At 72.0% G+C, this 22,187-nt stretch carries 17 protein-coding genes and 2 pseudogenes; 5 read left to right on the top strand and 14 right to left on the bottom strand.

Translation table 11 applies throughout. The features are described 5' to 3' along the window. The first annotated feature begins 12 nt into the window (after positions 1-12). Positions 13-1,173 (top strand): calcium/sodium antiporter, encoded by a 1,161-nt coding sequence (locus tag C3V38_RS11445; RefSeq protein WP_061228486.1) that lies wholly within the window; start codon positions 13-15, stop codon positions 1,171-1,173. A gap of 33 nt (positions 1,174-1,206) precedes the next feature. Here the strand turns inward: C3V38_RS11445 and C3V38_RS11440 are convergent, their stop codons facing one another. Continuing rightward, positions 1,207-3,027: an FAD-binding dehydrogenase gene (locus C3V38_RS11440; protein WP_106385807.1), complete on the bottom strand. Its 1,821-nt coding sequence runs from the start codon at positions 3,025-3,027 to the stop codon at positions 1,207-1,209. 17 nt (positions 3,028-3,044) lie between these two features. Further along, on the bottom strand, positions 3,045-3,797 hold the full coding sequence (locus C3V38_RS11435; RefSeq protein ID WP_254425965.1) for an AAA family ATPase: 753 nt from the start codon (positions 3,795-3,797) through the stop codon (positions 3,045-3,047). Between the two features lie 23 nt (positions 3,798-3,820). Here C3V38_RS11435 and C3V38_RS11430 point away from each other — a divergent pair, with 23 nt between their 5' ends. The 3 genes from C3V38_RS11430 to C3V38_RS11420 all read left to right on the top strand — a co-directional run bounded on the left by C3V38_RS11430 (position 3,821) and on the right by C3V38_RS11420 (position 6,218). Continuing rightward, positions 3,821-4,624 (top strand): MBL fold metallo-hydrolase, encoded by an 804-nt coding sequence (locus C3V38_RS11430; protein WP_061228484.1) that lies wholly within the window; start codon positions 3,821-3,823, stop codon positions 4,622-4,624. Next, entirely contained in the window at positions 4,625-5,512 is an 888-nt protein-coding gene (locus tag C3V38_RS11425) for a Sir2 family NAD-dependent protein deacetylase (RefSeq protein ID WP_106385806.1), read from the top strand. Between the two features lie 82 nt (positions 5,513-5,594). Continuing rightward, positions 5,595-6,218 carry a carbonic anhydrase gene (locus tag C3V38_RS11420; protein ID WP_061228483.1) on the top strand — a complete coding sequence of 208 codons (624 nt, stop codon included), beginning with the start codon at positions 5,595-5,597 and terminating at the stop codon, positions 6,216-6,218. Between the two features lie 12 nt (positions 6,219-6,230). Here the strand turns inward: C3V38_RS11420 and proB are convergent, their stop codons facing one another. The 12 genes and pseudogenes from proB to C3V38_RS11360 all read right to left on the bottom strand — a co-directional run. Continuing rightward, the gene (gene proB / locus C3V38_RS11415) at positions 6,231-7,346 is read right to left on the bottom strand and encodes a glutamate 5-kinase (RefSeq protein WP_061228482.1); all 1,116 of its coding nucleotides are present in this window, start codon (positions 7,344-7,346) and stop codon (positions 6,231-6,233) included. Next, a complete protein-coding gene (gene obgE, locus C3V38_RS11410; protein ID WP_061228481.1) occupies positions 7,343-8,803 on the bottom strand; it encodes a GTPase ObgE in 1,461 nt (486 codons plus the stop codon). The genes proB and obgE overlap by 4 nt, the downstream gene beginning before the upstream one ends. Positions 8,804-8,943: 140 nt before the next feature. Beyond that, positions 8,944-9,207: a 50S ribosomal protein L27 gene (gene rpmA / locus C3V38_RS11405; protein WP_007626965.1), complete on the bottom strand. Its 264-nt coding sequence runs from the start codon at positions 9,205-9,207 to the stop codon at positions 8,944-8,946. Positions 9,208-9,276: 69 nt separating this feature from the next. Then, positions 9,277-9,582, bottom strand: a complete 306-nt coding sequence (rplU, locus tag C3V38_RS11400; protein ID WP_007626967.1) for a 50S ribosomal protein L21 — start codon at positions 9,580-9,582, stop codon at positions 9,277-9,279. Between the two features lie 242 nt (positions 9,583-9,824). Next, on the bottom strand, positions 9,825-13,505 hold the full coding sequence (locus tag C3V38_RS11395) for an Rne/Rng family ribonuclease (protein WP_106385805.1): 3,681 nt from the start codon (positions 13,503-13,505) through the stop codon (positions 9,825-9,827). 331 nt (positions 13,506-13,836) lie between these two features. Then, positions 13,837-14,247: a nucleoside-diphosphate kinase gene (ndk, locus tag C3V38_RS11390; protein ID WP_007628950.1), complete on the bottom strand. Its 411-nt coding sequence runs from the start codon at positions 14,245-14,247 to the stop codon at positions 13,837-13,839. A 51-nt stretch (positions 14,248-14,298) separates the two neighbouring features. Further along, positions 14,299-14,712 (bottom strand): DUF4233 domain-containing protein, encoded by a 414-nt coding sequence (locus C3V38_RS11385; protein WP_106385804.1) that lies wholly within the window; start codon positions 14,710-14,712, stop codon positions 14,299-14,301. Next, positions 14,709-16,307 (bottom strand): folylpolyglutamate synthase/dihydrofolate synthase family protein, encoded by a 1,599-nt coding sequence (locus tag C3V38_RS11380; protein WP_174521534.1) that lies wholly within the window; start codon positions 16,305-16,307, stop codon positions 14,709-14,711. The genes C3V38_RS11385 and C3V38_RS11380 overlap by 4 nt, the downstream gene beginning before the upstream one ends. Then, on the bottom strand, positions 16,304-19,015 hold the full coding sequence (locus C3V38_RS11375) for a valine--tRNA ligase (protein WP_061228478.1): 2,712 nt from the start codon (positions 19,013-19,015) through the stop codon (positions 16,304-16,306). The genes C3V38_RS11380 and C3V38_RS11375 overlap by 4 nt, the downstream gene beginning before the upstream one ends. A 376-nt stretch (positions 19,016-19,391) precedes the next feature. Continuing rightward, complete coding sequence (locus tag C3V38_RS11370; RefSeq protein ID WP_061228477.1) at positions 19,392-20,384, bottom strand: malate dehydrogenase; 993 nt, start codon at positions 20,382-20,384, stop codon at positions 19,392-19,394. 162 nt (positions 20,385-20,546) lie between these two features. Next, a complete protein-coding gene (locus tag C3V38_RS11365) occupies positions 20,547-21,176 on the bottom strand; it encodes a 3-oxoacid CoA-transferase subunit B (protein ID WP_106385803.1) in 630 nt (209 codons plus the stop codon). Beyond that, positions 21,173-21,349, bottom strand: a pseudogene (locus C3V38_RS11360) (CoA-transferase); the annotation flags it as partial. The gene C3V38_RS11365 and the pseudogene C3V38_RS11360, both read right to left, overlap by 4 nt. A 2-nt stretch (positions 21,350-21,351) precedes the next feature. Here C3V38_RS11360 and C3V38_RS11355 point away from each other — a divergent pair. Then, positions 21,352-22,008, top strand: a pseudogene (locus C3V38_RS11355) (acetyl-CoA C-acyltransferase); the annotation flags it as partial. Positions 22,009-22,187 lie beyond the last annotated feature (179 nt).

Genomic DNA, 22,187 nt, shown 5'->3' with positions numbered 1-22,187 from the left:
GTCTGACCAGTCATGAGCGTCCTGACGGTGGCCGCCCTGGCGCTAGGTTTCGTGCTGCTCATCGGCGGCGGTGAAGTGCTGGTGCGGGGCGCTGGCGGTCTGGCCGCCGTTTTCAAGATCTCCCCGCTGGTGGTGGGACTCACCGTTGTCGCGTTCGCCACCTCGGCGCCGGAACTCGCGGTGAGCGTCGATGCCGCGCTGAGTGGATACCCGGGATTGGCCGTCGGCAACGTCGTGGGCAGCAATATCGCGAACATTCTGCTCATCCTGGGGATGACCGCGATCGTCGCCCCTCTCGTGGCGACGTCCCGGATCGTGCGAGTCGACATCCCCATCATGGTGCTGTTCTCTCTGGTCGTGCTTCTGGTGGCTCTCGACGGCACGATCAGCTTCCTCGACGGTCTGCTGCTGTTCGCCGGCCTCGTGACCTATACGACCGCGACGATCGTCATCGCGCGCAAACAGGATGGAGACCGCGCCACCGAGGCATTGGACGCCCCGGCCGGTGACAGCGCGGGCGAGACGACGCCTACCGGCGGCGACACCTCGCACCCGGTCCTCCTCAACAGCGCTCTCGTGATCGCCGGGGTGGCGCTGCTCGTGATCGGGGCACGGCTACTCGTCACCGCGGCCAGTGATCTCGCGTCGGCCTGGGGGATGAGTGACCTGGTCATCGGTCTCACGGTGGTGGCCATCGGCACCTCCCTCCCGGAACTCGCCACGAGCCTCGTGGCGGCGATCCGCGGCGAACGCGACCTCGCCATCGGCAACATCGTCGGAAGCAACATGTTCAACATCGGCGCGGTTCTCGGAATGACCTCGCTCATCACGCCGATCGGGGTCGCCCAAGGGGCCATCCGCTTCGACCTGCCGATCATGCTCGCCGTCTCGATGGCTCTGCTTCCGATCGCCTTCACCGGGATGGCGATCAAGCGGTGGGAGGGACTGCTCTTCGCGGGGTTCTACGCCGCGTACGTCGCCTACGTGGTGCTGCAGGCCGCCGACCACGACGCGTTGGATCCGTTCAGCGCCGCCATGCTCTGGTTCGTCATCCCCGTCACCGCGCTGTGGCTGATCGTATTGGCCACCTACGAACTCGGTGTCCGGCGGGGACGCGGTCAGGCCCGCGGCCGGCCCGTCGCGAGAGACGACGGCGGCCGCGAGGGCGGTTGAGGGGAGGCGGCCCCGCATCGGCCGCCGGACGGCTCAGACCTCCCGCGCCATCGCCCGGCCGGCCCTCAGGCCGGAGAAGATGCACCCGCCGAGGAACGTGCCCTCGAGCGAGTTGTAGCCGTGGACGCCGCCACCGCCGAATCCCGCGACCTCGCCGGCGGCGTACAGCCCCGGGAACGGCTCGCCGGCGGGAGTGAGGCACTGCGAGTCGAGCGTCGTCTCGATCCCGCCGAGGGTCTTGCGCGTCATGAGGTGCGCCTTCACCGCGATCAGCGGGCCACCCGAGCCGGCGGCCGAGCCCTTGCCCGGGCCGGAGTCGGCGAGCAGGCGGTGCGGCTTGGCCAGGCGGGTGAGCTTGTCGGTGAGCACGCGCCGCGAGTTGTGGATCGCCTGCACCTGGGCGTCCTTGGCGAACGGATTGTCCATCTGCCCGTCCATCGCCAGGACGAACTCCCGCACCTTCTCCACGTCCAGCTCCGGCTCGCCATCCCGCAGCAGCGAGTTCATGCCGGCGACCATCTCCTCGAGCGTGTCCGCCACCACCCAGTCGACGCCCTTCTCGGTGAAGTCGGCGATCGACGGGGGAAGGCCGCTGCCCGCCTTGGACGCGAACTTCCGGATGCTCTTGTCGGTCAGCTCGGGGTTCTGCTCGGAGCCGGAGAGGATGAACTCCTTGCCGGCGATCGCCGAGTCGAGGATGAACCACGAGTAGTCCTGGCCGGCTCGGCGGATCGCCTCGATGGACGCCGTGGTGTGGAAGCCCGGGAACAACGGCACGGGCATCCGGTCGCCGTTCGCGTCGAGCCACAGGGTGGACGGTCCCGGGATGATGCGGATCGCGTGCGAGGGCCACACGGGCGCGAAGTGGGCCACGCCCTCGGTGTAGTGCCACATGCGGTCCCGGTTGATGAGGTTCACGCCGGACCTCGCGGAGATCTCCAGCACCCGCCCGTCCACGTGCTCGGGCACACCCACGATGAGGTCCTTCGGCACGTCGCCGAGCCGGTCGGCGGGCCAGTACTTCCGCACCAGGTCGGGGTTGCCGCCGATCCCGCCGGAGGCCAGCAGCACGGCCTTCGCCCGGAACTCGAACTCCCCCGTCTCCTCCCGGGGGGACGCGACGCCGCGGTCGTAGTCGCAGGGCACGAGCGTCGCACCGCGCACGCCCACGGCGCGGCCGTCCTCCACCACGATCTCGTCCACCCGGTGGCGCACCGCGAAGCGGACCAGGCCGGCGCGGGCGGCATCGCGGACGGGTTCCTCGAAGACGCGGACCACCTCGGGCCCGGTCCCCCACGCCACGTGGAAGCGAGGGACGGAGTTGCCGTGCCCGTTCACGTCGCCGCCGCCACGCTCGGCCCAGCCGACGGTGGGGATGATCCGCAGTCCCAGGTCGTGGAGGTACCGACGCTTCTCCCCCGCGGCGAACTCGACGTACGCGCGCGCCCACTGCCGCGGCCAGTGGTCCTCGGGGCGGTCGAACCCGGCCGAGCCGAGCCAGTCCCGCCACGCGAGCTCGAGAGAGTCTTTGATGCCGATCCGCCGCTGCTCCGGGGTGTCCACGAGGAACAGCCCGCCGAGGGACCAGAACGCCTGCCCCCCGAGGTTCTTCTCGCTCTCCTGGTCCACCACGAGCACCTTCTTGCCCGCGCGCGTCGCCTCGTAGGCCGCCACGAGGCCGGCCAGGCCGTGCCCGACCACGATGATGTCCGGGTCGAACCCCGGCTCGGGCGCGGGCAGCGGCCCGGCGTTGGCGGCGCGGGACGTCGACGGCGGCTGCCACGACGGGTAGACGGGGTGGACGGGCCGGGCCTCGCCGGTGGTGCGTGCGGAACGTGACGCGGAGCTGGTCATGGGTCCAGTGTGCCCGGTCACTCCAGGAGGTGGCGCAGATATCGCCCGGGTGCGTCGAGGTAGCGCCGGTAGTGGTCCACCATCGCCAGGTCCTCCCATCTCGCCCGGTGCATCCCCTCGTCGGAGAGCTCGTACACCGCGGCGCCGGGGACGGAGGCGAGGATCGGCGAGTGGGTCGCCATGAGCACCTGCGCGCCGCGCCGGTCGGCCAGCTCGAGCAGCAGCGCCACCAGCCGGAGCTGCGCGTCGAACGACAGCCCCGCCTCCGGCTCGTCCAGGACGAACAGGCCGCCGCCGTCGAACCGGGAGGTGGTGAGGATGTCCCAGAACGCCTCGCCGTGGCTGCGCGAATGGAAATCCCGCTCGGGGCCCGAGGACTGCAGGTAGGTGAACATGCCGTGCATGGTCTCGGCGCGCAGGAAGTAGCCCCACCGGGACGCGGCTCCCCCGCGGACCAGGCGCAGGTCCGCGTTCAAGGGTGACTCCGACCGCCACGTCACGTCCCGGCCGTGGACGGACCCGCCCTCGGCGCCGAGACCGAACGCCATGGCGACGGCCTCGACGATCGTCGACTTGCCGGCGCCGTTCTCGCCGACCAGCACGGTGAGATCGTCCAACTCGAGCCCGTCGCGCAGGAGCTGCGCGACCGCCGGGATCGAGTACGGCCACGGGGACTCCTCCGCCCCGGGCCCGACCACCGCGGCCGCCACCTCGGGGTCGGCGGTCACGCGGACCACGGGGCGCGGGTCCAGGACACGGTCTCGGCTCACCCGGCCACGGTACCGTTGCCCTCATGCGGATCCACCAGATGAACTGCGGGACGTTCGCGGGTCTGGCCCCCACGCGCGTGCTGCTGCTCGAGGCGCCGGGCGGTCTCGTGTTGGTGGACTCGGGGATCGGGTCGGCGGACATCGCCGACCCGGCCGGTCGCCTCGGCGCCGCGCGCCACGTCCTGCGCCCGGCGCTGCGCGAGCGCGAGACGGCGGTCCGCCGCATCGAGGCCATGGGCCTGGATCCGCGGGACGTGCGGCACATCGTGCTCACCCACCTGGATCTCGACCACATCGGCGGCCTCGCCGACTTCCCCGACGCGCAGGTGCACGTCTCGGCGCAGGCCCTCACGTGGGCGGTGCGCACGCCGCGCTTCCTGGAGCGTCGGCGGTACCGCCGCCGCCAGTGGGCGCACGGACCGCGCTTCACCGAGTACTCGTTCGGCACCGACCGGTGGGAGGGCTTCCGGGTGCACCCCCTGGACCATGTCGCCGAGGGGATGCTGCTCGTGGACCTGCCGGGTCACGCCGTCGGGCACGGGGGGGTGTTCGTGCCGGGGCGCGGCGGGGGCCCGTCCGCGCCCGGAGACGGCGGTGTCGACGACGACAAGGACGTCCTCCACGCCGGTGATGCCTTCTACCACCGGGGCCAGGTCGGCTCGGCGGGCCGGGTGCCGGCGTGGGTCCCGGTCGCCGAACGCGCCATGGCCCTGGAGCCGGCCGCGGTCACGGTCACTCACGCCCGACTCGCCGGGTTGGCCGCTCGCCGCGCCGACACCCTGGACGTGGTGTGCGCGCACGACCCCTCGGGACCCGGGGGCCTGTAGATGGTCCGCGTCCGCGACACCGCCTGGACACCGGCCGAGCGCACCCGGCCGGACGCCGACCTGCCCGAGCGCGCCGACGCCCTGGCGGAGCTGATGCACGGCCGCCGCACGGTCGTCCTCACCGGCGCGGGCATCTCCACGCCCTCGGGCATTCCCGACTACCGCGGGCCCGACTCGCCGGGTCGCACCCCGATGACCTACCAGCAGTTCGTCGGTGACCCCGCGTTCCGCCGTCACTACTGGGCCCGCAACCACCTGGGCTGGCGGCACATGGAGGCCGCCCGCCCCAATGCCGCGCACCTGCTGCTCGCCGAGTGGGAACGGCGCGGCACCGTCACGGGCGTCATCACGCAGAACGTGGACCTGCTGCACCTCAAGGCCGGCAGCCGGCGGCTGGTCGACCTGCACGGAACCTACGCGGTGGTCACGTGCCTCGACTGCGGGCTCCGCCAGAGCCGGTGGGCCCTGCACGAGCAGCTGGACCGGCTCAACCCCGGCTTCGCCGAACGCGTCGCGACCCGCGGTGCGATCGAGGTCGCGCCGGACGCCGACGCCGTCCTCACCGACACCGCCGACTTCCGGATGGTGGACTGCCCGCGCTGCTCCGGGGTGCTCAAGCCCGACATCGTCTACTTCGGCGAGAACGTCCCCGCGCACCGCGTGCAGGAGGCCAACTCCCTGGTGGACGGGTCCGACCTCGTCGTCGTCGTCGGCTCGTCACTCACGGTGCGCTCCGGCTACCGGTTCGTGCGGCGCGCGGTGACCACCGGTACGCCCGTCGCGGTGGTCAACCGCGGCCGCACCCGCGCGCACGACGAGGCCACCCTCACGATCGACGGCGACTGCGTCGAGGTCCTCACCCGCGTCGACCGGGCGCTGGGCGCGTAGACCGCGGGCGACGGCCAGCACCGCCCGCCCGGACCCCGGGGTGCGGTCGCTGTGCGGGCCGCCACAGGCGCACACTGGAACCATGAGCACAGATCTGAGCCCCGCCGCCGCGCTGGACCGACTCCTCACCGGAAACCGTCGCTACGTCGACGGCGCCAGCCTCCACGCGCACCAGGACCCCGCCCGCCGCGCCGAACTCACTGGCGAGCAGCACCCGTTCGGCATGGTCTTCGGCTGCGCCGACTCGCGTGTGCCCGCGGAGGTCGTGTTCGACCAGGGCCTGGGTGACCTGTTCGTCATCCGCAACGCCGGCCACATCGTCGACCCCTCCGTCCTGGGCTCGATCGAGTTCGGCGTCGACGTCCTAGGCATCCCGCTCACCCTCGTCCTGGGGCACACCTCGTGCGGCGCGGTCGGCGCCACCATCACCGCGGTCGACTCCCACTCCACCCCGTCGGGCTACCTGCGCGACGTGGTCGAGCGCATCGCCCCGGCCGTGTTCGAGGCGCGGCGCGACCCGGATGCCGGGTACGACGACGTGGTGATCGAGAACGTCCGGCAGACGGTCACCGCGATCCGCGAGAAGTCCGCGGCCGTCGACCGCGCGATCACCGAGGGCCGCACGGCGATCGTCGGCGCGATCTACAACCTCGAGGCGGGGACCGTCACACCGGTCCACACCGAGGGCGCGGTCAACGGGGGCTGATATCCGCGCCGGTCAGACGGCGACGAGATCGTCCGCGTGCACCAGCGGCCGCCCCTGGCCGGCGGCGCCCGTCCCGGACTGCCGCTCGGCGAGCCGGGATCGGACCTCGATCGAGTCGTACTGCGCGATGCCCCGGGCCACGACCCGCCCGTCGGAGTCGTGGAGCTCGATGACGTCGCCGAAGTGGAACAGCCCGTCAACGCCCGTGACCCCGGCGAGCAGCAGCGACCGACGCGAGCCCGTCACCGCGCGCACGGCGCCGTCGTCGAGCAGCACCGCGCCCCGCGCATCGGCGGCATGGCGGACCCAGAAACGGCGGGCGGTCATCCGCTCGGGGCGGGCCGCGAAGACCGTCCCCACGGTCGGCTCGGCGGCGAGCGCCTCGGCCGCCCGCTCCGCGGAGGTGAGCAGGACCGGGATCCCCGCGTCGGCGGCCAGGCGGGCGGCCGCGAGCTTGGAGGCCATGCCGCCGGTCCCGAGCGATCCCCCGGCGCCGGCCACCACGCCGTCGAGGTCCCCCTCGCCGCCGACCATCGTCACCGCGGTCGCATCGCCCTTGCGGGGGTCGGAGTCGTAGAGGGCGTCGACGTCCGAGAGCAGGATGAGCGCGTCGGCGCTGATGAGGTGGGCGACCAGGGCCGCCAGCCGGTCGTTGTCGCCGAAGCGGATCTCGTTGGTCGCGACGGTGTCGTTCTCGTTGATGACCGGCACCGCCCGCAGGGTGCGCAGGCGGTCGAGGGTGCGTTGCGCGTTGGCGGCGCTGTCCCGGCGGCCGATGTCGGCGGCGGTGAGCAGCACCTGTCCCACCACCCGGTCGTAGCGGGCGAACGAGTCACCCCACGCGCGCGCCAGTTCGAGTTGCCCGACGCTCGCGGCGGCCTGCTTGGCCGACAATGTGGCGGGCCGGGTGGTCATGCCCAACGGGGCCATCCCGGCGCCGATCGCGCCCGAGGACACCACGAACACGTCCGATCCGCCGGTCATGCGCGTCTGGCAGACGTCCGCCAGGGTGTCGAGTTCGGCGCGCCGGATCCCGCCGTGGAAGCTGGTGATCGCGGACGAACCGATCTTGACCACCACGCGGCGGGCCGTGCCGATGCGACGGCGCAGCTCGCGCTCGGTGGTCACTCCAGGATCTCCTCGTCCGGGTCGATGAGGCCGCGGCGCACGCGCTTGCGGTACTTGCGCTCGGCGGCGCCCACACGCTCGTCGGACTCGAGTCGGATGTCCGTGCCGCGGCCGGTGCGCATGAGGTCGACGCCGGCCGGGGTCTGCGGCTCCCACTCGAACGAGACGTCGCCGATCGTGACCGTGCAGCCCTCCTCGGCGCCGGCCTTGATGAGCGCGTCCTCCACGCCGATCCGGGCGAGGCGGTCGGCGAGGAAGCCCACGGCCTCGTCGTTCTCGAAGTCGGTCTGACGGATCCACCGCTCGGGCTTGGTGCCGGTGACGACGAAGTCGCCGGGAGAGGCGGGGTCGGGGCGGACGTCGAACTCGCCCGCGTCCACGGCCTTGGGCCGGATGACGATCCGCTCGGGCGCGGCGGGCGGGTTGGCCTTCCGGTGAGCCTTCACCAGCTCGTAGAGCCCGAAGCGGAGTTCGTCGAGGCCCTTGTGGGCGACCGCGGAGATGGCGTACACGGGCCACCCCCGGGCCTCGAACTGCTCGCGGACCATCTCGGCCATGTCGGCCGCGGCGGGGACGTCGATCTTGTTGAGCACCACCACGCGGGGCCGGTCGGACAGGTCGCCGATCCCGGCGTCGGACAGTTCTGACCGGTACGCGGCGAGCTCCGCCTCGAGGGCGTCCACGTCGGAGACAGGGTCGCGGTCGGACTCAAGGTTGGCGCAGTCGACGACGTGGGCCAGGACGGCGGTGCGTTCGATGTGGCGTAGGAAGTCCAGGCCGAGACCGCGGCCCTCGCTGGCACCGGGGATGAGGCCGGGTACATCGGCGATCGTGAAGGTGTCGTCGCCGACCGAGACCACCCCTAGGTTGGGCACCAGGGTCGTGAACGGGTAGTCGGCGATCTTGGGCTTGGCCGCGGAGAGCACCGAGACGAGGGAGGACTTGCCGGCGGACGGGAAGCCCACGAGTCCGACGTCGGCCATCGACTTGAGCTCGAGCGTGACGTCGCGGACCTCGCCGGGCTCGCCCAGCAGGGCGAAGCCGGGCGCCTTACGCGCACGGGACGCCAGGGCCGCGTTGCCGAGACCGCCCTTTCCGCCCTCGGCTGCGACGAACCGGGTGCCGGCGCCGACGAGGTCCGCGAGGACCTCACCGTTCTCGTCCAGCACGACCGTGCCGGGCGGGACCGGGAGCACGAGGTCGGCGCCCTGGGCGCCGTTGCGGTGGGAACCCATGCCGGGCTGGCCCTTGCCGGCGCGGGCGTGGGGCCGGAAGTGGAAGTCGAGCAGGGTGTGGACCTGCGGGTCCACGACGAGCACGACGTCACCGCCGTCGCCGCCGTTGCCGCCGTCGGGGCCGCCGAGCGGTTTGAACTTCTCGCGGTGCACGGAGGTGCAGCCGCGGCCGCCGTCCCCCGCCGCGAGGTGGAGGACGACGCGGTCGACGAATCTCGACATGGTGGGGACTCCTCCTGGTGACGGACGACGGTGGATCGGGTGGTGCTGCCGCAAATACTCTCGGGGGCCGGGTGTGGGGTCGATCAGACCCCGCCCGGCCCCCGAGGGCGATTCACGTGTGGTTCGGTCGGCTGGGAGGCTCAGGCCTCGGCGCCGGCCGGCACGATGTTCACGGTCTTGCGGCCGCGCTTGGTGCCGAACTCCACCGCACCGGCGGAGAGGGCGAACAGGGTGTCGTCGCCGCCGCGGCCGACGTTCACGCCCGGGTGGAACTTGGTGCCGCGCTGGCGCACCAGGATCTCGCCGGCGTTGACCTCCTGGCCACCGAAGCGCTTGACGCCGAGACGCTGCGCGTTGGAGTCACGACCGTTACGGGTGCTGGACGCGCCCTTCTTGCTTGCCATGTCCGAGTCCCTCCTTCAGGGAGCACGCCCGAGGGCGCTGAGCTGGTGGCCTTGGCGGCCGGTGACGGATTACTTGATACCGGTGATCTTGACGACCGTCAGCTTCTGACGGTGGCCCTGACGCTTGTGGTACCCGGTCTTGTTCTTGAACTTGTGGATCCGGATCTTCGGACCCTTGGTCTGCTCGACGATCTCGCCGGAGACGGTGACCTTGGCCAGGGCGTCGGCGTCGGAGGTGACGGCCGAGCCGTCCACCACGAGGATCGGGGACAGCGACACGGAGGTTCCGGCCTCGCCCTCGATCTTCTCGACCTTGACCTGGTCCCCTTCGGCGACCTTGTACTGCTTGCCGCCGGTCTTGACGATCGCGTACATCGAGGGCTTCCCCTTGCTTCTCGGGTGTGCGGCCGCCGGGGCGACCGCACCTGGTGTGCGGTGTTCTCTCATGCTCGCCGGCTCACGCCGGTCGGAGGTCGTCGGCCACGCCGGTCCGTGTGGACCGGGCCCGCGACTCCTCGCGCGGCGACATAGCGCCGCGACGAGCGACCTGTCAAGGTTACGGTCCGGCGGCGCAGCAGGTCAAACCGACCGTGCCGCCGGACACGCGGCCCGGTCTCTCAGTCGCTCGTGGGAGCCGTCGTCGACCGGGTCGCGCGTCGCCTCGCGGGGCGCCTGCGCGGCTCGGCGACCACGGCGGTCGGCGTCTGCGCGAGCGGCGCGGCCTCGACCCCGGCCGGGGGTTCGACCGATGCCGCCGGAGCCGCAGGGATCTCCGTGGCGGCCGTGGCGGCGCCGGCCGCGCTCGTGGCCGCCGCGGAGTCCGCTGTGGCGGCACCCGCCTCGCGACGGGTCGACCGGCGACGGGGCCGCCGGCCGGACGTGGCACCGGTGGTCGCCGCGTCGGCGGACGTGGCGTCGGCGGACGTGCCGGCTGAGGCCCCACCCCCCGACGTAGCGGACTCGACCTCGTCCACGATCTCCTCCGCCTCGGCCACCGTTGCGGACTCGGCCTGTGGCGTCTCGACGACCTCCTTCGCGGCGGAGTCCGCGGCGGCGGTCTCCGGGGCTGGAGCGTTGCTCGCCGCCCGTCGCGACGCGCGGCGCCGACGCGGGGGCCGGGTGACCCCGGCGGCGTCGGCGGAGTCCGCCACCCCCGCCTCGGGGGCCGCTGCGGGAGCGGTCTCGCCCTCGTCCGCAGCAGAGGTCGCCACCGCCGTCGTCGCCGCGTCCGCCGCCGACGGGGCCGCGGCCTCTGCCGCCGACGGGGCCGCGGCCTCTGCCGCCGACGTCGCCGCCGGGGCATCGGACTCGTCTGTACCGGCCTCGGCCGGCGGGGCGGCCACCACGACGGGCGCGGCGGCCTCGGCGGCTTCGACGGTCTTCGAATCCGCCGAATCGGTCCCGCCGGCGCCGGCCTCGGCGTTCTGCCGGGCGATCGCCAGCGCGGCCGGGTGCGCGGCCGGCGCGGGGCCGTCCTTGCGCGGTGCCTGCTTGGGCGAGGCGCTGTCGGACTCGCCGTTGCCCTTACCGTTGCCGTTGCCGCCACGACGACGGCCGCGCTTGGCGCCCGGCTCGTCGGCGTTGTGCGACTCGGTGTGGAGGGGGTCGGCGTGGACGATCAGACCGCGACCCTGGCAGTGCTCACACGGCGTGGAGAACGCCTCGACCAGACCGGTGCCCAGCTTCTTCCGGGTGAGCTGGACAAGGCCGAGCGAGGTGACCTCGGAGACCTGATGGCGGGTGCGGTCGCGGCCGAGGGCCTCGGTGAGGCGGCGCAGCACGAGGTCGCGGTTCGCCTCGAGGACCATGTCGATGAAGTCGATGATCACCATGCCGCCCACGTCCCGCAGGCGCAGCTGGCGGACGATCTCCTCGGCGGCCTCGAGGTTGTTCTTGGTGACGGTCTCCTCGAGGTTGCCGCCGGAGCCGGTGTACTTGCCGGTGTTGACGTCGATGACGGTCATGGCCTCGGTGCGGTCGATCACCAGGGAGCCACCGGAGGGCAGCCACACCTTGCGGTCGAGCGCCTTGGCCAGCTGCTCGTCGACCCGGTGGGTGGCGAACACGTCCACGTCGGGGTTGTCGTGGCGTTCGAGCCGGTCGACCATCTCGGGCGCCACACGTGAGACGTAGCCGTGGACCGTGTTCCAGGACGTCTCGCCCTGGATGACGAGCTTGGAGAAGTCCTCGTTGAACAGGTCGCGGACGACCTTGACCAGCAGATCGGGCTCCTCGTACAGCGCGACGGGCGTGCCGGAACCGGACTCGGTGCGCTTGGCGGCCGCCTCGGAGATCTCGGTCCACTGCGCGGCGAGCCGCTCGACGTCGCGACCGATCTCCTCGGCGCTGACGCCCTCGGCGGCGGTGCGGATGATGACGCCGGAGCCCTCGGGGACGACCTCCTTGAGGATCCCCTTCAGTCGACGGCGCTCGGTGTCGGGCAGCTTGCGGGAGATGCCGGTGGAGTTGCCGTCGGGGACGTAGACGAGGAACCGGCCGGCCAGCGAGATCTGGGTCGTCAGGCGGGCGCCCTTCTGCCCGACGGGGTCCTTGGTGACCTGGACCAATACCATGTCGCCGGACTTGAGCGCCTGCTCGATGCGCCGGGCCTTTCCGCCGAGTCCGGCGGCCTCCCAGTTGACCTCGCCGGCGTAGAGCACGCCGTTGCGGCCGCGTCCGATGTCGACGAACGCCGCCTCCATGCTGGGCAGGACGTTCTGCACGCGGCCGAGGTAGACGTTGCCGACCATCGAGCGGGCGGACTCGGTGGTGACGAAGTGCTCGACGAGCACCTTGTCCTCGAGGACGCCGACCTGGGTCATGAGGCCCTTGCCGTCGGTGCGCTGCTTCTCGCGTACCACCATGACGCGGTCCACGGCCTCGCGGCGGGCGAGGAACTCGGCCTCCGACAGGATCGGCTGGCGGCGACGGCCGGCCTCACGGCCGTCGCGTCGACGCTGGCGCTTGGCCTCGAGTCGGGTCGAGCCGGTGATGCCCTGGACCTCGTCGGAGGACGTGCCGGAGCCCTGTCCCGCGCGCCCGGTGCGGCGGCGTGGGTCGCGCTCGTGAACCTCGGTGTGGGGCGGGTCGTCGCTGGAGGTCTGGGCGTCGTCGGCGCCGGAACCCCCACCACGACGACGACGACGGCGACGCCTCCTCGAGCCCGACGGGGCGCCCGAGGAGTCGTCGGACTCGTCCGCGTCGTCGTCTCCGGACTCGTCCTGCCCGTCGGCGTCGTCGGCCGTCCGGTCCGCGGCGTCGTCGGAGCGGTCGCGGCCGGTCCCGCGGGCGGCCGTCGCGGCGTCGTCGGACGCGTCTGCGCCGTCGGCGTCTCCGGAGGACGCCGTGGCGGCGGCGGTGCGGTCGTCGGCGTCGTTGGCGTCGTCACCGGTCGCGTCGTCGGATCCGGCGGCACCCGCGTCCGGACCGGAGGTGGTGTCCTGGCCGTTCTGCTCGTCGCCGCCCTCACCGCGCCCGCGGCCGCGGCCCCGACGGCCACGCCGACGACGACGGGTTCCGCCCTCACCGGAGTCGGACTGTTCGGTGGAATCGGGCTGGGCAGTGGGGCCGGACCGCGTGGCCGAGTCGGACGGCGCCGTGGAGTCCGACTTCGCTGCCGAGTCGGACCTCCCGGTGGACGCGGCGGTGTCCTCGGGGGAGAGGAACAGGGGGGAGAACGAGGGGGTCGCGGTGGAGCGACGGCGACGGTTCCCGGGCTCGGCGGCGCCGACCTCGCCGGTGACGATCGCGATCTCCGGCAGCGGCGGCCGGTTCCTCGCGTCGGTCTTCCCACCCCCGGTGCGGGCGGCTTCCGAGCGGGTGTCCTCGGCCGGGACGGTCTCGTCGGCGGTCCTCGCGGCGCTCTTCTCCGCCGCGGTGGCCTTCTCGGCGGTCTTCTCGGCGGTGGTCTTGCGCGCCGGGCTCTTCCGGGCGGGCGCCTTCCGGGCGGATCGGGTATCGGCCGTCTCCCCCTCGGCGGGGGCCACGTCCACTCCCGTCGCCTCGGCGGCGTCCTCGCGCGCTGGGGCTTTCTTCGCCGCGGCCTTCTTCGCGGCGGTCTTGCGGGCCGGGGCCTTCTTCGCGGCTGGAGCCTCCGCCGCGTCGGAACGGCTGTTGAACCAGGTCAGCAGCATGTCGCGGGTCACGCCGGACTGGGCGCTCTTGATCTCCACCCCGATCCCGGCCATGGCGGCCAGGAACTCCTTGCTGGTCATGCCCACGGCCTTGGCCGCGGCGTGCGCGCGCATCCTCTCGGGCAGCGCGGCGAGGTCGTCGATGGTCAGGTTCGGATCCGACACGTGTCTCCTCCGGCCGGACTCCGGGCGCGATCACGTCACCGGGAAACCGGTGACCCACGCCGCCGCACGGGGTCGGGCGTCTTCTGGTCTCGGCCCCGCCGTGGCGGGGCAACGTCTTGTGGTCCGCGGTACCCGGACGAATCGGGCCGCGGGTGGCGGGCGCCCGTTCCGGGGCGGACTGGTGGTCCACTCGCCAGGATGGGCTCCGATCATTCTCCCACACCGGGCGCCGGAACGTCGCCGTCCGGGCACCACGAAATGGCGACGCGCCCGTCGGGACGGGGGCCGACGGGCGCGTGGGCAGCGTCGTCGCTGCAGGAGGTGGCGGGAGCTACAGACCGGGGAACCAGAGCGCGATCTCGCGCGCCGCCGACTCCTCGGAGTCCGAACCGTGGACGAGGTTCAGCTGGGTCTCGAGGCCGAAGTCGCCGCGGATGGAGCCCGGGGCGGCCTTCTCGACGGGATCGGTGCCACCCGCGAGCTGCCGCCACGCGGCGATCGCGCGGGGCCCCTCGAGGACGCCAGCGACCACGGGACCGGAGGTGATGAACTCGAGCAGGTCGCCGTAGAACGGACGCTCGGCGTGCTCCGCGTAGTGCTCGGCCGCGGTCTCCTGCGGCACCCGCCGCATGTCCATGGCGACGATCCTGAGCCCCTTGGCCTCGATACGGGACAGGATGGTGCCGGTCAGGCCGCGCTCGACTCCGTCGGGCTTGATGAGGAAGAAGGTTCTCTCGGTCACGGCGGCAATGCTACAAGCACATACGCGGGCGGGGTCGCCCGGCGGGGCCGCTCAGTCGTGCTGACTGGGCAGGTATCCCCCGGCCATCCGTCCCGCGAGGTCGCGGCGCAGGAACAGGATGTACGCCCACACGGTCGCGAACAACAGGCCGGAGACGCCCATCGACCAGTGCACGGCCCATCCCGCCACGGCCAGGGCCACGAGGGTCAGATTCATCGGGATCGCCCAGGGTTTGCGCTGGAGTCCGCTGGCCACGAGCATCGCGATCGCCAGCAGACTGACGAACCACACCTTCCACGGTTGGAAGTGCGCGCCGTCGTCGAGCCGTGCGATCACCGTGAGCACCAGGCCGATGACGATCGCCTCGAGCACCAGGGTCCCCGCCATGATGCCCCGCAGGCCCTTCCACGGGTCCACCGACGGCTCGTGTGCGGTGCCCCGGGGTCCGGGGGTCGGGTCGGTCACTGTGCGTCCTTTCCGAACAGACTGCGGGCGGCACCGGCGGTCACCACGGAGCCGGTGACGAGGACGCCGACTCCGGAGACGTCGTCGTCCGCGGTGGGGTCCGGGACGCCCACGAGATCCAGGGCGGCGCTGACCGCGTCGGGCAGGGTGTCCACCACGTGGACGCGCTGCGCGGTGAACCGCTCCTCCGCGATCCGGGCCAACTCGTCGAGTTCCATCGCGCGCGGTGACGCCGAGCGGGTGACGACGACCTCCTCGACCACGGGCTCCAGCGCCGCGAGGAAGGCGTCGGCGTCCTTGCCGTCGAGCATGGCGACCACGGCGACCAGCCGCTTGAAGTCGAACTCCGAGGTGACGGCCTCGGCGAGCGCGCGACCCCCGTGGCCGTTGTGGGCCGCGTCCACCAGGACGGTGGGGCTGGAGCTGAGCCGTTCGAGACGGCCCGGGTTGTCGACCGCGGCGAAGCCGGCGCGGACGAGTTCCGGATCCAGCGCCCTGTCGGGCCCGGCTCCGAAGAACGCCTCGACCGCGGCCAGGGCGGTCGCCGCGTTCTCGGCCTGGTGCTCGCCGAACAGGGGCAGGAACACCTCGGGGTACTCGCCGCCGAGCCCGCGCAGGGTTAGCTGCTGTCCGCCCACGGCGAGACGCCGCTCCACGACATCGAACTCGGAACCGAGGCGCGCGACGACCGCGCCGACCTCGACCGCGCGGCGGATCAGCACCTCCATGGCCTCGGGCTCCTGGCGGCCGATCACGGCGACCGGGTCCCGCGGCAGCAGGTCGTCGGAGGGTCCCGGCTGGATGATCCCGGCCTTCTCCCCCGCGATCGTCGCGAGGTCCTCGCCGAGGTACTCGGTGTGGTCCAGGCCGACGGGGGTGATGACGGAGACGGCCGGCCGCACGACGTTGGTGGCGTCCCAGGTCCCGCCCATCCCCGTCTCGATCACCGCGACGTCGACGGGAGCGTCGGCGAACGCGGCGAACGCCATCGCTGTGAGCACCTCGAAGTAGCTCATCCGCGGGCCGCCCGCCTCCTCGGACCGCTGGTCGACCAGGTCGAAGTAGGGCTGCAGCTCACGGTAGGTGTCGACGAAGGTCCGCGCCGTGATCGGCTCGCCGTCCATCGCGATGCGCTCGGTGACGCTCTGCAGGTGCGGGCTGGAGTTGCGCCCGGTGCGCTGGTGGAGCGCCCGGAGCAGCGCGTCGATCATCCGGGTGACCGACGTCTTGCCGTTCGTCCCGGCGACGTGCACCACGGGGTAGGCGTGCTGTGGGTCGCCGAGGATCGAGGTCAGCTCGGCGATCCGGTCCAGGCTCGGCTCGAGGCGGGACTCGGGCCAGCGGGTGGCCAGGTTCTCCTCGACCGCCGCGAGCTCGGCCGTGTCGGCCTGCCACTCGGGGCTGCCCACCTCGGGGATCGGGCGCGGCGGCAGGTGGTCGTCACCGTCGCTCTCCTCGTCCCCCGGGATGGGCCCGCCCAGTGGTACGCCCGACACGAGCCCGTCCTCGCCGAGCATCTCGGCGACGTCCTCCTCGGTCGGGGTGTCCCATCCCTCCTCCGGATCGTGGGGCGGGAGCCACTTGCGGTCACTCACGCGGAGCCACTCCCCGCCGGCATCGTCTCGAGCCGGGCGGTGATCCGGGCGACCTCGGCCTCCGCCAGGTCACGCCTGGCACGGATCTTGTCGACGACGTGGTCAGGCGCCTTGCCCAGGAACGCCTCGTTGCCGAGCTTGGCGCCCGTGGTCTTGAGTTCCTTGTGGGCCGCCGCGAGATCCTTCTCCAGGCGACGCCGCTCGGCGGCGAGGTCGATCGTCCCCGACGTGTCGATCTCGACGTCCACCGTCGACAGGCCGAGCCGGACCTCGAGCGACGCCGTGGCGGTGAAGTCGTCCGCGGCCGGCGTGAGGCGGGCGAGCGAGGCCACCTGGTCGAGCAGGTCGGCCGGCAGGTCCGCGCCGTCGACGCCACCGATACGCGCCGGCACGCGCTGACCGGGCTTGAGGCCCTGATCCGAGCGGAACCGGCGGATCTCCGTGACCAGCGTCTGGGCGTCGCCCACCCGCCGCACCGCGTCCGAGGCGTCGTCGGCCGGGACCACGTCGGTCGGCCACGGCGCGATCACGAGCGATTCACCGCCGGTGAGGGCGGTCCAGAGGGTCTCGGTGACGAACGGGATCACCGGGTGCAGCATCCGCAGCAGCACGTCCAGGACGTGGCCCAGTACGAGCCTCGTCCGCTCGGCCCGCTCGGAGGCGCGGGACTCGTCGTCGTTCCCGAACTGGACCTTCGCGAGCTCGAGATACCAGTCGCAGACCTCGTCCCACGCGAAGTGGTAGAGGGCCTCGCACGCCTTGGAGAACTCGTAGCGCTCCAACGCCTCGTCGACGGTCTCCCGCACCTGCCCCAGACGGTGCAGGATCCACCGGTCGGCGTCGGTGAGATCCGCGGCGTCGGGCACCGGACCGACCTTCGCGCCGTTCATGAGCGCGAAGCGGGTGGCGTTGAAGAGTTTGGTGGCGAAGTTGCGCGAGGCCTGCGCGGAGTCGTCGCCGACGGACAGGTCGCCGCCGGGGTGCGCGCCTCGCGCCAGCGTGAACCGCAGTGCGTCCGCGCCGAAACGGTCGACCCAGTCCAACGGGTCGATACCGTTGCCCTTGGACTTGGACATCTTCTGACCGTGCTCGTCACGGACCAGCCCGTGGAGGAACACGTCGGTGAACGGGACCGTGCCGGGCGCGGCCTTGTCGCCGCCGAGCCGGCGGCCCACGAACGTGCCGAACATCATCATCCGCGCCACCCAGAAGAACAGGATGTCGTAGCCGGTGACCAGCACCGACGTCGGGTAGAAGCGTTCGAGGTCGGCGGTGCGCTCGGGCCAGCCCATCGTGGAGAACGGCCACAGCGCGGAGGAGAACCACGTGTCGAGGACGTCGGCCTCCTGCGTGTACCCGGCGGGCGGCTCCTCGTCGGGGCCCACGCACACCACCTCGCCGTCGGGCCCGTACCAGATCGGGATCCGGTGGCCCCACCACAGCTGGCGCGAGATGCACCAGTCGTGCATGTCGTCGACCCAGTCGAACCACCGCGGTTCCTGGCTCGTCGGGTGGATCACCGTGTCGCCGTCGCGGACCGCGTCGCCGGCCATCTTCGCCAGTTCCTCGACGCGGACCCACCACTGCAGCGACAGGCGCGGCTCGATCGGCTCCCCGGACCGCTCCGAGTGACCGACCGAGTGCAGGTAGGGCCGGACCTCCTTGACGATCCGCCCCTGCGCCGCCAGGTCCTCGCGGACCGCCGCACGTGCCTCGAAACGGTCCATGCCGTCGTAGCGGGTGCCGGTGCCCGTGATGTGGCCGGTGGCGTCCATGATCGTGGGCATCTCGAGCCCGTGACGCTGGCCGATGGCGAAGTCGTTGGGGTCGTGTGCCGGCGTGACCTTGACGGCACCCGTGCCGAACTCCGGGTCCACGTAGTCGTCGGCGACCACACGCATGGTCCAGCCGTCGCGGAACGGATGCGGGATCTCGGTGCCCACCAGATGCGCGTAGCGCTCATCGTCCGGGTGGACGGCGATCGCGGTGTCGCCGAGCATGGTCTCGAGACGGGTCGTGGCCACGACCAGGTGCGGCTCGGAGTCGTCCATCGAGCCGTATCGGAAGCTGACCAGCTCGCCCTCGACGTCGGAGTACTTGACCTCGATGTCGGAGATCGCGGTCTGCAGCGTGGGCGACCAGTTGACCAGTCGCTCCGCGCGGTAGATCAGCCCTTGGTCGTAGAGTTCCTTGAAGATCGTCTGGACGGCCCGGGACAGGCCCTCGTCGAGGGTGAACCGCTCGCGCGACCAGTCCACGCCGTCGCCGAGGCGGCGCATCTGCTCGCCGATCGTGCCGCCGGACTCACGCTTCCACTCCCAGACCTTCTCGATGAAGGCCTCACGACCGATCTCGTGCCGGTCGATCCCCTCGTCGCGGAGCTTCCGGTCCACCAGGGTCTGCGTCGCGATGCCGGCGTGATCCATGCCGGGCAGCCACAGCACCTCGTACCCCTGCATGCGCCTGCGCCGGGTGAGCACGTCCATGAGGGTGTGGTCGAGCGCGTGGCCCATGTGCAGACTGCCGGTGACGTTTGGCGGGGGTAGGACTACCGAGTACGCGGGCTTGCCGCTGGATGCGTCGGCCTCGAAGTAGCCGGCGTCCACCCAGCGCTGATACAGCTCGGCCTCCACCTCACCTGGGTTCCAGGAGGCTGGCAGGGCGTCCGCGCGGTCGGCGTTCGGAGGGGAAGCGGCTGGAGTGGTCACCCGGCCATCTTAGGCCGTCCTCCGAACTCGCCCGAAACACGGTGAAACCGGTTCGACACACCGGACACGTGGCTTTCTGCGCGTCGCTGTCGGAGAACATCGTCTGCAGAAGGAACCCACCATGGAGCACACCGGACATCACGCGGCGGAGACGCTGGAACGCGGACTGGGGAGGCGCGGGTTCCTGCGGGCAGCCTTCGCCGTGAGCGCCGCCGCCGGGGCCGCGGGCATGGCCGGGTGCCCGCACGCGCCGACGGTGGGTGCGCATACCGCGCCGGGCACCTCGGGGCCCCTCGCCACTCGGGCGTCACGCGTACGCCCACCTGTCCGCGGCGTCGGACTTCACGGTGTCGAGGGTCGGTGGAGGATCGCGGGGTCAGTCCGCCAGGCCGAGAGCGCGCACAGCGTCCCGCTCGGAGACCAGTTCCGCGACCGAGGCGTCGATGCGGGCCCGCTGGAAATCGCTGATCTCCAGGCCCTCGACGACCTCCCACTCGCCGCCCCGGCTGCGGCACGGCAACCCCGTCACCACACCGGTGACCGTGCCGTACTCGCCACCCGACGGCAACGCGACGGTGGTCCAGCTCTCGCCGGACGTGCCACGCACCCAGTCCCGCATCTGGTCGACCGCCGCACCGGCCGCGGAGGCGGCCGACGACGATCCCCGGACTGCGATGATCTCGGCGCCGCGGCCCGCGACGCGCGGGATGAAGGTGTCGGCCAGCCACTCGGGGTCGAGCCCGGCGGTGACTGGTTCGCCCCCGCGCGTCAGATAGGTGACGTCGGGGAACTGGGTCGCGGAGTGGTTGCCCCAGACCACCACCCCGTCGAGCTCGGACACCCGGGCCCCCAGCCGCGTTGCCAGCTGGCTCAGTGCGCGGTTGTGGTCGAGACGCATGAGCGCGGTGAAGCGTCCGGCCGGGACGTCGGGCGCGTGACGGTGGGCGATGTACGCGTTCGTGTTGGCGGGATTACCCACGACGACCACGCGGATGTCGTCGGCGGCGTGGTCGTTGATCGCCCGCCCCTGTTCGCGGAAGATCGCCCCGTTCGCGGTGAGGAGATCGGCCCGCTCCATGCCCTTCCCGCGCGGTCGGGCACCCACGAGGAACGCCGCGTTCGCGCCGTCGAACGCCTCTGTCACGTCGTCGGTGATCTCGATCGAGTCGACCAACGGCAACGCGCAGTCCTCGATCTCCATCGCCACTCCCTCGGCGGCGACCACGGCCGACGGGATGTCGAGGAGCCGTAGGCGGACCGGGGTGCCCGGCCCGAAGACCAGGCCGGACGCGAGCCAGAACAGCAGCGAATAGGCGATCTTGCCGGCCGCACCGGTGACGGTGACGGTGACCGGGGTGTTGGTGTTCATATCCGAGGGCCTCCCGGGGACGACGACGGGGTCGGCCCCTACAGTAGTGAGAATCCGACCCCGTACCGTGTGCCCGCTCGTCGACCTCGTCCGCACCGCCCGGCGGGCGAGCGGGCGGGCGGAGTTCCCCGGCGCGCGGAGTTGCCGGGCGGGCGGCGCTGATCAGGCGTGGACCGGCGCAGCCGTCTTCTGACGGACCTCGTCGATCGTCACGTCGGGCGCCAGCTCGACCAGGCGGAAGCCCTCCTCGGTGATGTCGAGGACGCACAGATCGGTCACGACCCGCTGGGCGCAGGCCTTTCCGGTGTACGGGAGGGTGTTCTCCTCCATGAGCTTGAGACCGCCCTTGCGAGTGACGTGGTCCATCATCACGATCACACGGCCGGCACCGTGGACGAGGTCCATCGCACCGCCCATGCCCTTGACCATCGCGCCCGGGATCATCCAGTTGCTCAGGTCGCCGTGCTGCGAGACCTGCATCGCGCCCAGCACCGCCACGTCGACGTGGCCGCCCCGGATCATGGCGAACGAGTCCGAGGAGCCGAAGAACGCCGCGCCGGGTGCGGCGGTGATCGTCTCCTTGCCGGCGTTGATCATCTCGGGGTCCAGCTGTTCCCGGGTCGGATAGGGGCCAACGCCCAGGATCCCGTTCTCCGAGTGGAGTGTGACACGCACTCCCTCGGGGAGGTGGTCGGGGATCAGCGTCGGCATCCCTATGCCGAGGTTGACGTACTGGCCGTCGGTGAAGTCCGCGGCGATCCGGGCGGCCATCTGCTCATGGGTCCAGCTCATGACTGATCCTCCCCGTTGCTGCTGAGCTTCTCGATCTCCACGCCGGTCTCCTGGCGTCCGACCTCGACGATGCGCTGGACGTAGATGCCGGGCAGGTGGACGTCGGCGGGGTCGATCTCACCCTCGCAGACGACCTCCTCGGCCTGGACGATCGTGACCCGGCCGGCCATGGCCCCAGTCACACCAACGGGCGGTCGCCGCACAGCGGTCCGGCGCATTCGGCGAGGAGATCGTCCCGGTCACCGTCCCGCAGCGCAAGGGCGACGACCTGGTCGTGGACACCGACGAACACCCGCGTGCGGACTCCAGCGTGGAGGCGCTTGCTGAGCTGCGCCCGATCATGGGACGTGCGGACTCCGAAGCCACAGTCACCGCCGGCAACGCCTCCGGTCAGAACGACGGCGCCGCGATGTGCGTGGTGACCACCGCCGACAGGGCGGCAACTCTCGGCCTGACCCCGATCGTGCGTCTGGCCTCCTGGGCCGTCGCGGGCGTCGCCCCGGAGACCATGGGCATCGGCCCGGTCCCCGCGACCGCCAAAGCACTCGACCGGTTGGGACTCACGCTGGCCGACATGGACGTCATCGAACTCAACGAGGCGTTTGCCGCCCAGGCTCTGGCCGTCATGCGTGAGTGGGACATCGATCCGGCCTCCGAGCACCTCAACCCGCACGGTTCCGGCATCTCTCTCGGCCACCCCGTCGGCGCGACCGGTGCCCGGATGCTCGCGACCCTCTCCCGCGAAATGGTCCGCCGGGACGCGCAGTGGGGCCTGGAGACCATGTGCATCGGCGGTGGCCAGGGCCTCGCCGCCGTGTTCGAGCGGGTCTGACGCCGACGCCGCGACCGCAACCGCCCACCCGCGCGCAGCCCCCCGGGAAGGCCGCGCCCGGGCATTACGCCAGCGCACCTCGCGGGGGTCGCGCTGCGCCTTCGACTCGCGCTGGCGGAAAGGTCCGTTCCCGCAGCGCACCCCCGGGATTTCCGTACGGAGAGGCAGCGTGAGCCGAA

Origin of the sequence: Dietzia sp. oral taxon 368 (genome assembly GCF_002999155.1) — a bacterium.
Lineage (GTDB): Bacteria > Actinomycetota > Actinomycetes > Mycobacteriales > Mycobacteriaceae > Dietzia > Dietzia cinnamea.
The sequence above is the reverse complement of the archived record's forward strand: the minus strand, read 5'-3'. Positions and strand labels throughout refer to the sequence as shown.

Bases quoted from the DNA above. Each gene is read 5' to 3' on its own strand.
- rpmA (WP_007626965.1), bottom strand. From the start codon at position 9,207: ATGGCAAGCAAGAAGGGCGCGTCCAGCACCCGTAACGGTCGTGACTCC.
- C3V38_RS11365 (WP_106385803.1), bottom strand. From the start codon at position 21,176: ATGAGCTGGACCCATGAGCAGATGGCCGCCCGGATCGCCGCGGACTTC.
- C3V38_RS11430 (WP_061228484.1), top strand. From the start codon at position 3,821: ATGCGGATCCACCAGATGAACTGCGGGACGTTCGCGGGTCTGGCCCCC.
- C3V38_RS11440 (WP_106385807.1), bottom strand. From the start codon at position 3,027: ATGACCAGCTCCGCGTCACGTTCCGCACGCACCACCGGCGAGGCCCGG.
- C3V38_RS11370 (WP_061228477.1), bottom strand. From the start codon at position 20,384: ATGAACACCAACACCCCGGTCACCGTCACCGTCACCGGTGCGGCCGGC.
- rplU (WP_007626967.1), bottom strand. From the start codon at position 9,582: ATGTACGCGATCGTCAAGACCGGCGGCAAGCAGTACAAGGTCGCCGAA.
- obgE (WP_061228481.1), bottom strand. From the start codon at position 8,803: ATGTCGAGATTCGTCGACCGCGTCGTCCTCCACCTCGCGGCGGGGGAC.
- C3V38_RS11445 (WP_061228486.1), top strand. From the start codon at position 13: ATGAGCGTCCTGACGGTGGCCGCCCTGGCGCTAGGTTTCGTGCTGCTC.
- C3V38_RS11420 (WP_061228483.1), top strand. From the start codon at position 5,595: ATGAGCACAGATCTGAGCCCCGCCGCCGCGCTGGACCGACTCCTCACC.
- C3V38_RS11425 (WP_106385806.1), top strand. From the start codon at position 4,625: ATGGTCCGCGTCCGCGACACCGCCTGGACACCGGCCGAGCGCACCCGG.